This is a genomic window from Alteromonas sp. Mac1 (genome assembly GCF_001562125.1).
In the GTDB taxonomy this organism is placed as follows: domain Bacteria; phylum Pseudomonadota; class Gammaproteobacteria; order Enterobacterales; family Alteromonadaceae; genus Alteromonas; species Alteromonas stellipolaris.
On sequence record NZ_CP013932.1, the window covers coordinates 464,007 to 478,947 of the forward strand.

The 14,941-nt window shown below is 44.9% G+C and carries 11 protein-coding genes; 4 read left to right on the top strand and 7 right to left on the bottom strand.

The features are described from left to right. Nucleotides 1-166: 166 nt before the first annotated feature. The gene (locus tag AV939_RS01885; protein WP_061996890.1) at nt 167-2,359 is read right to left on the bottom strand and encodes a M3 family metallopeptidase; all 2,193 of its coding nucleotides are present in this window, start codon (nt 2,357-2,359) and stop codon (nt 167-169) included. A 408-nt stretch (nt 2,360-2,767) separates the two neighbouring features. On the opposite strand from AV939_RS01885, the gene AV939_RS01890 reads away from it, so the two are divergent. Further along, complete coding sequence (locus tag AV939_RS01890) at nt 2,768-3,286, top strand: YgjV family protein (RefSeq protein ID WP_061996892.1); 519 nt, start codon at nt 2,768-2,770, stop codon at nt 3,284-3,286. Nucleotides 3,287-3,388: 102 nt separating this feature from the next. Here the strand turns inward: AV939_RS01890 and purU are convergent, their stop codons facing one another. Then, nucleotides 3,389-4,243 carry a formyltetrahydrofolate deformylase gene (gene purU, locus AV939_RS01895; RefSeq protein WP_057794436.1) on the bottom strand — a complete coding sequence of 285 codons (855 nt, stop codon included), beginning with the start codon at nt 4,241-4,243 and terminating at the stop codon, nt 3,389-3,391. A gap of 139 nt (nt 4,244-4,382) precedes the next feature. Beyond that, nucleotides 4,383-5,051, bottom strand: coding sequence for an RNA 2',3'-cyclic phosphodiesterase (gene thpR, locus AV939_RS01900; protein ID WP_061996893.1), 669 nt, complete (start codon nt 5,049-5,051; stop codon nt 4,383-4,385). Between the two features lie 189 nt (nt 5,052-5,240). Here thpR and hrpB point away from each other — a divergent pair, with 189 nt between their 5' ends. After that, nucleotides 5,241-7,868, top strand: a complete 2,628-nt coding sequence (gene hrpB, locus AV939_RS01905) for an ATP-dependent helicase HrpB (protein ID WP_061996894.1) — start codon at nt 5,241-5,243, stop codon at nt 7,866-7,868. 28 nt (nt 7,869-7,896) lie between these two features. Here hrpB and AV939_RS01910 read toward each other — a convergent pair whose 3' ends face one another. Continuing rightward, nucleotides 7,897-9,123: a lytic murein transglycosylase gene (locus AV939_RS01910; protein ID WP_061996895.1), complete on the bottom strand. Its 1,227-nt coding sequence runs from the start codon at nt 9,121-9,123 to the stop codon at nt 7,897-7,899. 127 nt (nt 9,124-9,250) lie between these two features. Next, a complete protein-coding gene (locus tag AV939_RS01915; RefSeq protein ID WP_057794432.1) occupies nt 9,251-9,454 on the bottom strand; it encodes a hypothetical protein in 204 nt (67 codons plus the stop codon). A gap of 226 nt (nt 9,455-9,680) precedes the next feature. On the opposite strand from AV939_RS01915, the gene mrcB reads away from it, so the two are divergent. Further along, entirely contained in the window at nt 9,681-12,026 is a 2,346-nt protein-coding gene (gene mrcB / locus AV939_RS01920) for a penicillin-binding protein 1B (RefSeq protein WP_167542078.1), read from the top strand. Between the two features lie 212 nt (nt 12,027-12,238). Here the strand turns inward: mrcB and AV939_RS01925 are convergent, their stop codons facing one another. Beyond that, entirely contained in the window at nt 12,239-12,532 is a 294-nt protein-coding gene (locus AV939_RS01925; RefSeq protein ID WP_061996899.1) for a hypothetical protein, read from the bottom strand. Nucleotides 12,533-12,902: 370 nt separating this feature from the next. Beyond that, nucleotides 12,903-13,820 carry a DUF808 domain-containing protein gene (locus tag AV939_RS01930; RefSeq protein ID WP_061996900.1) on the bottom strand — a complete coding sequence of 306 codons (918 nt, stop codon included), beginning with the start codon at nt 13,818-13,820 and terminating at the stop codon, nt 12,903-12,905. 171 nt (nt 13,821-13,991) lie between these two features. Here AV939_RS01930 and AV939_RS01935 point away from each other — a divergent pair, with 171 nt between their 5' ends. Next, complete coding sequence (locus AV939_RS01935; RefSeq protein WP_063456610.1) at nt 13,992-14,771, top strand: AraC family transcriptional regulator; 780 nt, start codon at nt 13,992-13,994, stop codon at nt 14,769-14,771. Nucleotides 14,772-14,941: the final 170 nt, after the last annotated feature.

A 14,941-nucleotide genomic window follows, 5' to 3' on the forward strand; every position in this document is an offset into this window, starting at 1 on the left:
TTTTTATTATTGTATTTATATCGGCTGACTATCGCGAATTATTATACTTTCGACGTATAAAAGCCGACAAGATGATTTTGAGGTTAAATTGACCGAAAGGTCAAGAAAAAGCCGCGAAATGAGATGAATTTTTCAATATCGCGGCTTCTTTAGAGCGGTTTAGCGATTAATCTTCGCTTTTATCTTCAAGGATAGGAAAGCCTCGGTCGCGCATTAATGCGTCAACTTTGGCATCGCGGCCGCGGAATTTGCGATAGGCTTCTGCTGGGTCCATCGCATTACGAACTGAAAAGAGGTACTTCACTAAGCGATCGCCCACTTCTTTGTCGTAAAATCCACCCGGTGCTTCCATAAAGGCTTCTGATGCATCAGCCGTCAGTACCTCTGCCCACATATAGCCGTAATAGGCTGCGGCATAACCTTCACCCGAGAACACGTGACCAAAGTGAGGTGTGCGGTGACGCATAACAATCTCTTCAGGCATACCGAGTTTTGTAAGCTCTTCACGTTCAAAGGTATCTGGCTCAATATTAGCTGGATCAGTAGTATGGTACTTCAAATCCATAATGGCAGAGGCCATATACTCAGTGGTTTTGAAACCCTCGTTAAAGGTTGATGCCTTTTTAATCTTAGCAACAAGTTCAGCAGGGATAGGTTCACCCGTTTCATAATGTACTAAGAACTGATTAATGACTTCGTCGGTGGTTAACCAGCGCTCTAACAGTTGCGACTGGAACTCAGTGTAATCACGTACACCCGAGTGCGAAGAAGGGTATTTCACGTCAGCAGATAAGAAATGCAGTGCATGACCAAATTCGTGGAAATAGGTTTCTGCATCATCAAATGAGATGAGTGTGGGTTCGCCCTCAGCCCCTTTAACGAAATTAGAGTTGTTAGAAGATAGCACTGTCTTTTTACCATCGAAGGTTGTTGATGAGCGATAGGTCGTTGCCCATGCGCCCGAGCGCTTACCTTTGCGTGAGAACGGATCTAAGTACCACAAACCAATGTGTTCACCAGAGTCTTTGTCGGTCACTTCCCAAACTTTAACGTCTTCGTGGAATACCGGTACTTTGCCTTCTTCTACAGGCGTAAAGTTGAAGTTAAACAAACGACCCGCTACGTAGAACATAGCGTCACGCAATTTATCTAACTGAAGGTATTGTTTCACTTCATTAGAGTCTAAATCGTATTTTTCTTGACGAACTTTTTCTGCATAGAATCGATAATCCCAAGGCTCAATAGTGATATCGGCGCCTTCAGCATCAGCAATTGCTTGCATATCGGCCACTTCTTGCTCAACCCGGGCAATGGCTGCTGGCCAAACCTTCATCATTAGATCCATAGCGTTTTCAGGGTTCTTCGCCATACGATCTTCTAAACGCCACTGAGCATAGTTTTCATACCCAAGTAGTTCTACGCGCTCATCACGCAATGTGAGAATGCGTTTAATGGTTTCGTTGTTATCAAACTCATCTGCGTTGTCGCCACGGCTGTAGTATGTGTTCCATACTTTTTCACGTAACTCACGGTTCGTAGAGTACGTTAGGAAAGGATCCATAGATGAACGGGTATTAGTAATCGCATATTTATCCGTCTCACCACGGCTTTGGGCAGCAGATTTCGCACCTTTTACGAAAGACTCAGGTAAGCCACCTAGTTGGTCTTCAGTAATATACGTTACGTAGTTTTCTTCATCCGCCAGTACGTTATTTGAAAACGACGTATATAGGGTAGCTAACTCTTCGTTGATTGCGGCATAGCGCTTTTTCGCTTCACTGTCTAAGGTGGCGCCATTGCGTGCGAATTCGTTGTAGGTCATCCAGGCAATACGCTGTTCTTCTTCGGTTAATGTCGATAGTTCATCTGACTCATAAACCGCTTTAACACGTTCAAACAACTTTTCGTTCTGGGTGATTTTGGTAGAAAATGCTGACAACTTGGGCGACATTTCTACTTGAATAGCACGAAATTCAGGGCTTGATTTATTCGCACTCCAAATGCCGTAGTAACGAAATACGCGGCTAAGCTCGCTTCCTGAACGTTCCATCTCCACAATAACGTTTTCAAACGTAGGTGGCTCAGGGTTATTCGCAATCGCATCAATCTCTTTAAGATTGAGTTCCATTGCTTTTTCAAGGGCAGGCTTTAGGTCTTCCAGTTTCATTTTATCGAAAGCGGGAACGCCGCCGTACGGGCCTTTAAATTCTTGAAGGAGTACATTGTCGAACTGCTGAGTTTTTGTTGCGGCTGCTTCAGTAGTGTCTACGGAAGTTGTCTGAGGGGCTTTTTGCTCAGAACAAGCACTAAGTGCAACCACTACCGCCATGGCGGTAAGTGACGTTTTAAATTTTCCCATTATTTTTTCCTGTCTTATTATGGTTATGTTTTCTTTTGTTGTTTCTTGACGTGAGGGTGTGTTGACCTTTGATTTAGGCTGCTGGATAGCTTTACGATTAATACGCTTCCATTAAGACCAAAACTTCTACAGTAAAGGTTTACATACCCTAGTAAAGCAAATCAATTTCACCGATTGAAGTGCTAATTAAAATCACACACATTCAATACTATGCCATTGTAAAACTAACTTAAATGTCTCTTAACGTATTAAGCCGCTAGACCAACGAGAATGCGAGTAATAGCGCCTAGATGACACTCATCGAAAAGCCTAAAAAAACCATTGAAAGTTTTAGGCTAATCACTACACTTCGCGCCATTAAATAACTGATTTTTTTGCCTCACTTGTTATCGATGAAGGAGCATTGGCGTGTTTGAATTATTGCTTCATACAATCCCTGTATTGTTTGCTGTTGGATCGTTTTGGTCCAATACAGAGCGTAAGCTCCTATTATTGAATTTAGGGCTGTGTGCGGCACTCGCCAGTTTACTTGCCTTCGAGCAAGCGTGGGGCGGGGTAGTAGTGATTATGGTGGCGGGGTTGAGTACTACCTATCGTGTCGTTACCCAAAAGCTACTACCCGCGTATGCTACTTACATCATTTTGGCATTAATGACGGTGCTTGTGGCAAGTATTAATACCCTTACGGGGAAGACTGGGTTACTAGAGCTAATGCCAGTACTGACTTTTATGGTGTATCGCTTTGGCGAGTTACACTGCAAAGAAGCAGGACTGCGTATTTGTATGATAATTGGCTCGGTAAACTTTACGGTATACGGTGTGGCTACTCAAACATGGGGGCTGGCAATTACTGAAGCCTTATTCGCTATTTCAAATGCGTGGTATTACGTTAAGTTACGCAGGAAAATTGCCGCACTGTCGGTATAACGTTAAATAGGCGGCCAAGTTTGCACCACAATAAAAAGCCAGACGAGTCACTCTCGTCTGGCTTTTTTGTTTATCACATTGCCGTATCTGTAAAACGGTGTCTTACGCAAATACCACGGTTTTATTGCGATGAATAATTACGCGGTCTTCTAAATGATAACGAACGCCATGGGCAAGAGCGGTTACTTCGCAGTCTTTGCCTTTTCTTACCATATCAACCGCGCTGTCGCTGTGACTAATACGCTTAACGCTTTGCTCAATAATAGGGCCTTCGTCTAAGTCTTTCGTGACGTAATGGCAGGTTGCTCCAATTAACTTAACGCCGCGGTCGTAAGCCTGTTGGTAAGGCTTAGCCCCTGCAAAGCTCGGCAAAAAGCTATGGTGAATGTTAATTGCTTTGCCTTGGAGTTGTTGGCATAGCGTATCTGGCAAGATTTGCATGAAACGAGCAAGTACTGTCAGGTCGATTTTATATTCTTCCAACAGGGTTGAGATTTGCGCAAACGCAGCCTCTTTACCGAGTGCTTTAAAGTCTACCCAGTGAAACGGCACCTTGTACCAATCGGCAAATTGTTTCATTTGCGGGTGGTTACCAATAATGCACGGGATATCGCAATCAAGCTCACCGGTGTGCCAGCGATGCAGTAAATCAACCATACAGTGAGATTCCACGCTACCTAATAAGGCAACGCGCTGCTTCTTGCCTGAATCAGAGAGCTTCCAATTCATTTGGAATTCGTTAGCCAAAGGCGCAAATTCTGCTAAAAAGCTGTCGTAATCTAACCCAATAGAATCGGCACCAATTTCGTGGCGCATAAAGAATCTACCGGTTTGTAAATCGGTGTGATGGTTAGCTTCAACAATGGTGGCACCATGGTTAGCTAAAAACTGAGAAACACTGGCAACTAAGCCAATTTGGTCAGGGCAATCTATTACTAATCGAAACGTTTGTTGCATGAAATTGAAGTCTCACTAAATAAGACCCCCTTTTTACCCAGCTACGCCAGTGAAGTAAAGGCTTTTAGGGTGAAAAAGCCTAACTGAAATAGGCTATTTTGCTATAAATAATATCACTCGATGAATGGCAGTTAACGAACTACTCATCATTAATTCCTCGGCGTAGCTTTTCACGCACCGACATATTGTGCCTTAAATTCCAACTTTGCCTAATGGGGTACGTAACCCCTTGGGGGGTTGAGACAGATTCGAACAGGTGAAATGCCGAGGCGTGCATCTCTACATGTGGTGTATACAAAGGTACAGGTAGCGCCACCGTGGCTTTTCGAATAACAGTGACATGGGGCGCAAACCCTTTGCCATCTACCTCTATTGCCGCGGCTCTCGCGGCTTTACGAGTCGATTTAGCTAATGCCATAAGTTCTGCTGGCGGTGACTCTGGTGCGGCGAAGAGAATCTTTGGGCCGTTCCAAATACCGGTAGTGTCTAACGTTAGGGAGAATGGCGAATGTACTAGCGTATCGAGTTCAGCGACTAACGCCTCATGCTGACGGTGAGTAATATGGCCAAGAAAACTTAAGGTCATATGGTAATTGGCTGCGTTTACCGCATAAGGTTGGGATGCGCCTGCGTCACGCCTTTTACCTTTGCTCTCTTTACCTTTTTTTCCTCTACCTTCATTTTGGGCTCGGCCCTCAGAAAGAGTGAACATGTTGCGGGCTGTCACCTCTGGGAGGGCTTGTTGCCGCCAACTATCGAGGGCTAACTTTTCTGTTGAATGTAAATCTAAACCAATGAAACAACGCATACTCACTCCTCTATCTACGTGTAATTAGCTCAAAACGGCCTAGTTAATAGAAAATGATTTCAACCCCAATGGACATATCGTCAGGTGTCTCTATTTCGCTGTGCTTGCGTTAACGTAATGCAGAACTTCTGCTAAAGGTAAATTCAAGTACAATAGTGTGAGAAGTTTATCTAGGTATTGCAAACCTTTATGTTACAGCCGTTATTACATTTACCCGCCGCCCAGCTTATTGAACCCGTTAACACCGCAATCGGCGAAAACAACCTTATCATAGGTGCACCGCCGGGTGCAGGTAAGTCGACGGTACTCCCACTTTCTCTATTAAGCGCGATACCACAGGGCAAAGTGTTGTTGATGCAGCCTCGCCGCGTAGTCGTAAGGAATTTGGCGAATTACCTGGCAGGCATACTCAATGAAAACGTGGGCGACACAGTAGGTTACCGAATTAAAGGTGAAAGCAAGGTAGGAAAGAACACCCGCCTCGAACTCATTACCGAAGGTATACTCGCCAGAATGATTCAGTCAGACCCTGAACTGACTGGGGTATCGGCCATTGTATTTGATGAATTTCATGAGCGCAGTATTCATAGCGACTTCGGTTTAGCCTTAGCACTCGATGTGCAAGGGGGCTTGCGGGAAGATCTCCGCCTAGTGGTAATGTCAGCCACCCTTGATGTAGAGCCGCTGACTGCATTAATAGATAAACACGGTGCCGTGCCTGTAATTAACCTCAATGCAGAAGGGCGAACTTTCCCCGTTAATATGCATTACAGCAAAGATGTGCTCGCCCATGATGTGGTTAGCGCTACCGCTGAAATGACGACGCGAGTGTTTTCTCAGCATCAAGGTGATGTACTGGTCTTCTTGCCAGGAAGCGGGGCCATTCGAGGCGTAGCACAACGACTCTCCGCGTTGGTAGATAAATATGATGTGGCATTGCACTCACTTTTTGGCGCGATGGGCAAAGACGCCCAACAAGCCGCTATCAACCCGGACCCACAAGGGCGACGTAAGATTATTCTTGCCACCAATATTGCCGAAACTAGTTTAACCATAGAAGGGGTTAAAGTGGTGGTAGACAGCATGTGGGAGAACCAAGCGCAATATAATCCTTCCAGTGGCTTTACCCAGTTAATGCAGCAGCGTATATCCCGCGCTTCGGCTATTCAGCGGGCGGGGCGAGCAGGGCGAGTTAGCGAAGGTGATTGCTACCGGCTATGCAACCAGAGCAGTTTTGAGCGTATGGCGCAACATAATGCCCCGCAGGTATTGCGAGAAGATGTGTCGTCCTTATTGCTAGATGCGCTGCAATGGGGCGCTACACCCTCATCGTTGGCAATGTTAACCCAGCCAAGCACTGCGCAGTTAAAAGTGGCTAGTCATAATTTAATCGCCATTAATGCCCTTAGAACCCTTGATGACAGCCAAATAATAACCCCTTATGGCCGAACACTGTCTAACATACCGTGTCATCCGAATTTGGCGAATTTATTAGTACGCTGCGAGCAAGGTGTGCAAGGGGTAGCGCCAGCAATGCAAAGGAAACTTAAATGTGTTGCGCCCATCGTAGTGGCATTGGCCGAAAACCTAGGTGGGCAGTTTACACAAACTTATGTTATTGATGCGTTGTTGAATCTTGATGGTCAAACGCGCAAGCAGCTTCATCAGCAAGCATCTAAATATGCTAAATATGTTGGTGTTAACCAGAACGATTTGGACATTAACGGAATAGATGAAGACGCATTGGCGCTTTGTATTGCTATTGCCTTTCCTCAGCGGGTGGCGTTCTATCGCGGTCTAGCTTCTGACAAGGTTAGCGAAGGGCTAAATGGAAAACAAAAAGGACAAGGAGCTACACAAGGTAAATTTAAACAAAGCGGATATAAGCTCGCCAGTGGCAAGGGCGGTGAGTTAGAGCAGCATTCTTCCCCTCAGTGGTTGGCAGTTTTACATGGTCAGCAAACCGGAAATACGGTGAAATTCAGGTTAGCCCAGCCTATTGATGAAGCGCTGCTTCGCGCCGTGTTCCCAGATGAGTTTACTCATAAAAAACAAGTACGCTTCAACGTGGTAAAAAAGGCAATGGAAGCACGGGTGATTACCGGTTTTCATGCTATCGACTTAGCCAGTGAGCCTGTGTCAGGGCAAGAAAAGCAACAAGGTAATAGCTTTTGGAAAAAACAGACTGCTCATGCTTGGTTTGAATATTTAGAGAATATCCCAGTAAGTGAGTGGCCACTAACTTCTGGCGACTGGCAATGGTGGAATAGACTTAAATTGGCAGCCTCGTTTAATTTACCTCAGCCGCAAGCGTTCGATAAGCCAGACCCATGGCCACAGTCTTTGCCGGCATTAATGCACAGCGCAAAAGAGGCATTAATTGAGCCTTTAAGTCGATGTGAATCTTTGACGAAACTACAAAAATTGCCATGGAAGAACACACTAAATAATGCACTGAGCTGGCCGCAACAAGATGCCCTAGCTTCATTATTACCTACTCATTTGCCAATACCCACAGGGCGAGATGCCACACTTGAGTATCGCGATAATGGTGACGTAGTGTTAGCAGTTAGAATGCAAGAGATGTATAGCCAAACTGCTCCGCTTACCGTAGCCGATGGCAAAATAAATATTGTTTGCGAATTATTATCGCCTGCTGGGCGACCATTGCAAACCACCAAAGATTTAGCAGGCTTTTGGACGGGGAGTTATTTAGCGATTCAGAAAGAAATGAAGGGGCGATACCCCAAGCACTTTTGGCCAGATGAACCGGCCACCGCGACACCCACCGCCAGAACAAAAAAGGCGATGGGTTAAAGCAGTAAACTATTTAATCGAAATGGCATTAGGCACTCTTGTCGACTAAATCCAACGATTGCATGACATTTAGGCCAGGAAAGCCATCAGCAATCATATCATTTGCAATTTGATAGTTGCGAATACCTTCACGGGTGGCAGGGCCAATGATCCCATCCGGGGTGCCAACATCGAAGCCGCGGTCGTTCAGTTTTTTCTGGAGACCAATAATATCGTTTCGGCTGTAAGCCGGTAAGTCAGGAAGGGGAGCAACAATACCGGATGCCCCTGAAATTCTATCGGCTAACACGCCTACGGCAATGGCGTAAAACTCTGAATTATTCCAACGCATGATCACGCGAAAGTTTTGGTAACCCACAAAAGCTGGGCCGGCATGACCTGCAGGCACTACCACATACGCTTCGGTGTCGTCTTCACCCAACGGGCTTGCATCGGCTTGCCTCACGCCAAGTTCATTCCACTGAGCAATGGTACGGCGGTTTTTATACCCAGAGAGTTGATAGTCAAAATTTTCTGGAAGCTGCACTTCACGGCCCCAACGAAAACCTCGTTGCCAACCTAAACTCGCAAGAAAGTTGGCCGCAGAGGTTAGGGCATCTTCTTCACTGTTCCATAAGTTAATTTGACCGTCATTGTCGCCGTCTACCGCGTAATGGGTATAAGCCGATGGCATAAATTGAGTATGACCCATGGCTCCAGCCCAAGAACCGACCATTTCTTCACGGGTAAGTGACTCACGCTCAAATAACTTCACTGCCACTAAAAGCTCTTGCGTGAAGTATCTACTTCTACGGGGATCGCAAGCAAGCGTGGCTAACGAATCGAGAACGGGCATTTTGCCTTTGTAATTACCAAAGTTAGTTTCAAGACCCCAAAACGCTAGCAAATAGTGTGGCGGCACACCGTACTTGTCACTTAATTTGTGCAGCAAGTCCTTGTGCTTTTCGTACATTTCCTGGCCTTTGTTCGTGCGCCAATCGGTTACACGTTTGCTAAAATAGCCTGGAAAGGTTTGAACGAATTCTGGTTGGCTTCTATCAAGCTCAATAACACGTGCTTGGTATGCTAATGTGGGGAAAATGGCATCAACAGTTTCTTGACTCACACCTTGCTCAAGTGCTTTGTTAGCTAGTTCAGTGGTACACATGGAAAACGCCTCATCGGCCATTGCAGAAGTGCTGCAAAGCCCTGAAAGCAGTGCTGACATCATTGATACTGCAGTAACCCACTGCTTCCCTTTACCCTTAAAACCCATAATTCAATTCCTGTATTGCGAGCACACATGCTATCTCAATGTGACTGTAAAACGCGAGTATAATTCAATGATGCCCTAAGGTTTATGGCCGACAAGAGGCAATTACACGTAAATTTACCATGTGAAGTTATGCCGTTGGCGCTTGTTTTAGAATTTCAATGATTTCGCCATCATTATTTAATTCAGCAAGCTCGATTAAATATCCTTTTTGGAGTTCATCTAACGAACGCCCTTCCAGTAACTCTTTCACTCTGTCCGTTTCTCCCGCTACGATAGCCGATTGTAACCCTTCCATATTGGCAATAGAACTCGCCCTGTTTTCAGATGTCATAATTTTTCCTTGAGTGTAAGCATTCAACATTACTACGGGTGGCATCATTGAAACGATTGATTTTAAGGTGGTGCTATTTTTGTAGTTGTTGCCGAGGGGGAGCAGTGGTAGTGTTCGCTAACTTCAGAGTGTGCAGCACGCAGATGTTGATATGCTGCTACAAAATTCTTCAGCATTCGCTGGAAATTATGTGTAGAAAACTGCACAATTTTTTCAGCTTCATATCATGGCATTCTCAGTGGCAAAAAAAGTGGCAAAAAAACAGACTAAAGCAGCATCTAAACCTAAATCTTTTTCAATAATGAAACTTTTCTTACGCGTATTTTTGATAGGCGTAGTGGTACTGGGTGCCTATGCTTTTTATTTAGATGCGCAGATTAAACATGAATTTTCAGGCAACAAATGGGAAGTCCCCGCACAGATTTTCGCCCGTCCTTTAGCGCTTAGTAAAGGGCAAGAAATTACCCCCACAGAAGTGATTGATGAATTAACCTTGTTGGGATACCGCAAAGTTAATGAAGCAGATAGTAGCGGTGAATACAGTTATCGAAATGGTATCTTAAATATTCAGCGCCGGGCTTTTCACTTCCCAGAAGGAGCGGAAGGACTTCGTCATATAGAGATCACGTGGCAAGGCAGTCGAATTAGCCTAATTCAGGATAGAACCCAAACTCGTCCTTTTGGCACTATCAAGCTTGAACCATGGTTAGTTACGCGCATGGTAAGTGGTAGTCAGGAAGACAGAATGTTGGTCACACTGGACACTATCCCCGACATGCTGCCAAAAGCGCTAACCTTGGTTGAAGATCGCAACTTTTATAATCACCATGGTGTGGCGCCTTTATCCATATTGCGGGCGCTGTTAGCTAATATTGCGGCGGGCAGAACCGTACAAGGTGGTAGCACGCTTACCCAGCAATTAGTCAAAAATATGTTTCTAACCCGCGAGCGCTCAATTGTGCGTAAAGCGAAAGAAGCTATTATGGCGGTGATCATAGATGCCAGATATTCTAAGTCGGAAATCATTCAAGCTTACTTAAACGAAGTCTTCTTGGGGCAAAATGGTGACATGGCGGTGCACGGTTTCGGGCTGGCGAGTTATTTCTATTTCGACCGGCCAGCGAATGAATTGAGCACAACTGAAATTGCTACGCTTGTGGCTATTATAAAAGGCCCTTCTTATTATAATCCACGTAAACATCCCGAGCGTGTTAAAGAGCGCCGAGACTTGGTGTTGCGTATGCTATTTGACGAAAATGAAATCGACCGCAGCCAGTATGAGCGGGCGATAAATATGCCGTTAGGTTTGGCTAGTGGCGCGAGTTTAGCCAGCGGCAAACACCCTGCATTTATGGAGCAGGTGCGACGAGAGCTTGCAGATATTCTAGCCGACTCAAGCTTGCGTGACTCGGGTGTAAAAGTGTTTACCACCTTAGATATCGTGGCCCAGCGCAGGGCTGAAAAAGCCCTCTCGGGTACGATTTCAAGTTTACAAGCGAATAGAAAAAATCCTCTTCAAGGCGCGATGGTTGTCACCGACAGTGCGAAAGGCGAAGTGCGAGCGATAGTGGGTGGTAAAGATTATTCATTTAAAGGGTTTAACCGAGCGTTGGGAGCCAAGCGTCCAATCGGTTCATTGATTAAACCTGCGGTGTATTTATCGGCCCTTGAAGACCCAACTCGATTTAATTTAGCCACGCCTCTGGAAGATCAGCCTATTACGCTAGAAAGCCGCAATGGGCAGCAATGGTCTCCGTTAAATTACGATAAAGAATTTAGAGGACAGGTGCCGCTTATTCAAGGATTGGTTGAATCTTTGAATGTGCCTACTGTTAATTTAGGCATGCAAGTGGGGCTTGATGTTATTGCTGACACTATTGCGCGACTAGGCGTTACCTCTCAGGTTAATTTAGTGCCTTCACTTACGTTAGGGGCGGTTGAGTTAACGCCGTTTGTGACTAACCAAATGTACCAAACGCTATCAAACGGTGGGCGCTATGTGCCTCTGCATACGGTAAGTTCCGTTGTCACTGCCGACAATGCACTGTTGTGGAAAAAAGCTGAATTCTACGCCCAGCGAACCGACGAAGCCGCTACTTACCTACTAAATTACGCCTTGTATAAAGTCACTGTAGAAGGGACGGCAAAACAAGTCGGCGCGAACTTCGGTAACGTGAATATGGCAGGTAAAACCGGTACTACCGATGATTACCGTGATAGTTGGTTTAGCGGCTTTGATCGTAACAATGTGGTTACTGTGTGGGTAGGAAATGATGATAACCTGCCAGTAAATTTAACCGGTGCTAGTGGTGCATTACCTGTCTTTATTAATTATATGAAGTCTCAGTCACCCAAGTCTTTATCTCGCCGCTTTCCTGAAGGATTGGGTATTGCGCACTTTGATGCCAAGACCGGTGCGGTTGTGATTGCCGGATGTACGGGCAGCATGAGTGTACCTGCTATTCTAGATGTATTGCCGCCAGCGCAACAAGATTGTTCTGGTAAAGCGGTGAAGCCTGATGGAGAAAAAGAGGGCGAAAAGAAAAGCTGGTGGGAAAGAATATTTGGATAAAAAAACAGGTAGGCAGTAAAAAGCATCCAACTCAATATGCTTTTTATTGCCTCCTGCAAAGCCCCAGGGAGTAGGCTAAACTTTAAAATTGGGTCTAAAACTGGTCTAGCATGTAACGCGCTGTTGAAAACACTACAGCGCTAAGTGCAAATGCTGCTACGGGTGCTAAGACCAACATAAATAAAGCGCTCGCGGTTAGCATACCTGCCTCCTTACGCGTCGTTATCGTTTTGAAACTCGTCACTTTTCATTGGCGTAATCGTAATATCTGCAATTGCAACTAACGTGCTGGCTTCTGCCGCATCCGGTTCAAAAGTATGACTGGCCGTTAATACGTCGTAAGTGATACCTATTGTCATATCTTGTTTTACCTCAGCCATTGCGTTAGCCACTAAATAATCGGTTTGCGATATTAAGTTACTTGTTGGTTCATCAGCCATCACTGTGGTGGCAGTAAATGCAGTACTTAGAATCAGCGCAGTAAGTAATTTTTTGTTAGTAAACATGGTTCATCTCCTATGAATAAAAGTTAGTCACTGCACTAAATCGGACTGCTTGGCAGTTATTTATTAAGTCGTTATCAATTAACAATTAGTTTATAGCGAGGGTTGTGCCATCTTTTAAGGATGCATTAACCAATTGATTTTTATGTGGTTTTATTTTTAATGATTTTCAGGTAGGTCGTCAAAATAAATGAAATAACTAATATTTGGTTATTTTATAAATATGTTTTGGTCAAAATGACTAACGTTGGGCTAGTGGGAAATGAAAAGTAACCTGGGAAGTAGTAAATCAAATAATATGAACAAGCTAAGTAGTTTACTAGTGGGCGAAATAAGCTTAAGGAGCGGTGACTCTGCTCCTTAAGCAAACTATTTAGTTTTTACGTAAGCGAGAGACCAAGGTGAAGGTGACTGCTAAAATAGCGCCTGCTATTAGGCCCGCAAGCCCATCAGCAATGATAGCCATTACCGTGAAGATAGATGGCGCGAGTTCGCTAAACCACACTGCCGCGTGATGCAGAAAACCAATATTGTGGGTAAGAATGCCGCCGCCCACCAAAAACATGGCAATAGTACCGACTACCGCAAGGGTTTTCATTAAAATAGGCGCAGCAATTAATAGTGCGCGGCCCAAGAAGCGTCGAAGGCTATTCATGGTGCCCGTGAGTGATTTACGCAGTAAATACAGCCCTACATCATCCATCTTAACAATACCAGCAACCAGCCCATAAACCCCTAATGTAATGGCAATGCTAAGGGCCACCAATACACCTACTTGGGTGGTAAAAGTCGCATCTGTTACACTACCTAGCGCAATAACAATAATTTCCGCAGAAAGAATGAAGTCAGTACGAATGGCGCCTTTAATCTTCTCTTTTTCAAACGCGACCATATCTACTTTTTCATCAGCTAAGGCGTTTATTCTCGCTTCACGTTCTGCTGACTCATCATCATGAGGTAAGTATTTATGAAGCAGCTTTTCAGCCCCTTCAAAGCACAAATACAGCCCACCGAGCACAAGAAGTACGGTGATCAACGAAGGCACAAAAGCGCTAATAAGCAAAGCGGCAGGAACCAAGATAACTTTGTTCAGCAATGAGCCTTTTGCCACGGCCCACACAACGGGTAATTCTCTGTCTGCTTTCACCCCCTGTACTTGGTTAGCGTTAAGCGCCAAATCATCACCCAAAACACCAGCAGTTTTCTTTGCTGCCACTTTCGACATAACAGCAATGTCATCCATTAATGTCGCGATATCATCGAGAAGGGCTAATAAGTTCGCAGCGGCCACATCACATTCCTTTAAAAAGCCAAAAATGCAGCATACGTTGCACTGTCATAGCTTGGCAATGTTAAGGTATAAAAAGTATTCGCAAATTTTTAATACATTGAGTTTTTCTGCCCTAGTTTCTTTTAAACGTGGCTCGTAAGCTTAAAACGCTATGTATGACTGTGAGGTAACGTGAAGCCGTCATTATCTATTCGTTCCTATACCCGCACTATGTGCAAGCATGCTCATGACTATTACCAGTTAGTATTGCCACTTAACGGACATATTGATATTGCGCTTGATACTTTCAGTGGGAGCGTAGGAGTAGGAGAGGGGATTTGTATAGCACCTGGGTTCATACATGGTTTTACTGCTGATGAGCAGGCGAAATTTATTGTAGCGGATTTACACACAGTGCCGAGTAATATTGCAGATGGTTATAGATCAGCTGAAGGCTCTTCACCCGCTAACGGCTCTCTGCCAGCTAACGGCTCCTTATTGACTGGCGGCGCTCCCACTTTTCGAATAAGCACACCCATGCAGGCGTTTTTAGCGTACGTGGAAGTGCAGCTAACGCATCATATAACTGATGATGAAAATGACGCCATGATAAGATTGTTCTCAACTCTTCTAGCCCAGCAGCAACGTGGTGTTGTCACTGATAAGCGTATTACTCCCGTGCTCTCTTGCATTCACCAAGATGTCGCTTATCCTCACACCATAGCGTCGCTTGCTAATATTGCCTGTGTGGGAGCAACACAATTTAAAAAGCGCTTCATAGCAAGTACGGGGATAGGGCTAAGGGAATACCTGATTAAAGTGCGTATGGAAAAAGCACGGGCCTTACTGAGCAACACAGATATGCCTATTATTGCGGTGGCTGTAAACGTGGGGTATGACGATGTGTCGGCGTTTACCCGTCGGTTTAAACAACATGTGGGCATGCCGCCTACACACTTCAAACGCCGATAGCTACGAAGATTGCCACTAAGATAGCCAGGTAACTAACTTTAATCAGCACCTTTCATTAGCGCAGTATTTGACAACAAAATATGTGAAACCAAAACATTTATTAACACAGCAAAGCTCAACAGAAAATCAGGCTTTCAAACCAATCATGCCGTCTTTCCTGCACAGAATGA

Bases quoted from the DNA above. Each gene is read 5' to 3' on its own strand.
- AV939_RS01885 (WP_061996890.1), bottom strand. From the start codon at position 2,359: ATGGGAAAATTTAAAACGTCACTTACCGCCATGGCGGTAGTGGTTGCA.
- purU (WP_057794436.1), bottom strand. From the start codon at position 4,243: ATGCAACAAACGTTTCGATTAGTAATAGATTGCCCTGACCAAATTGGC.
- thpR (WP_061996893.1), bottom strand. From the start codon at position 5,051: ATGCGTTGTTTCATTGGTTTAGATTTACATTCAACAGAAAAGTTAGCC.
- hrpB (WP_061996894.1), top strand. From the start codon at position 5,241: ATGTTACAGCCGTTATTACATTTACCCGCCGCCCAGCTTATTGAACCC.
- AV939_RS01910 (WP_061996895.1), bottom strand. From the start codon at position 9,123: ATGGGTTTTAAGGGTAAAGGGAAGCAGTGGGTTACTGCAGTATCAATG.
- AV939_RS01915 (WP_057794432.1), bottom strand. From the start codon at position 9,454: ATGACATCTGAAAACAGGGCGAGTTCTATTGCCAATATGGAAGGGTTA.
- mrcB (WP_167542078.1), top strand. From the start codon at position 9,681: ATGGCATTCTCAGTGGCAAAAAAAGTGGCAAAAAAACAGACTAAAGCA.
- AV939_RS01925 (WP_061996899.1), bottom strand. From the start codon at position 12,532: ATGTTTACTAACAAAAAATTACTTACTGCGCTGATTCTAAGTACTGCA.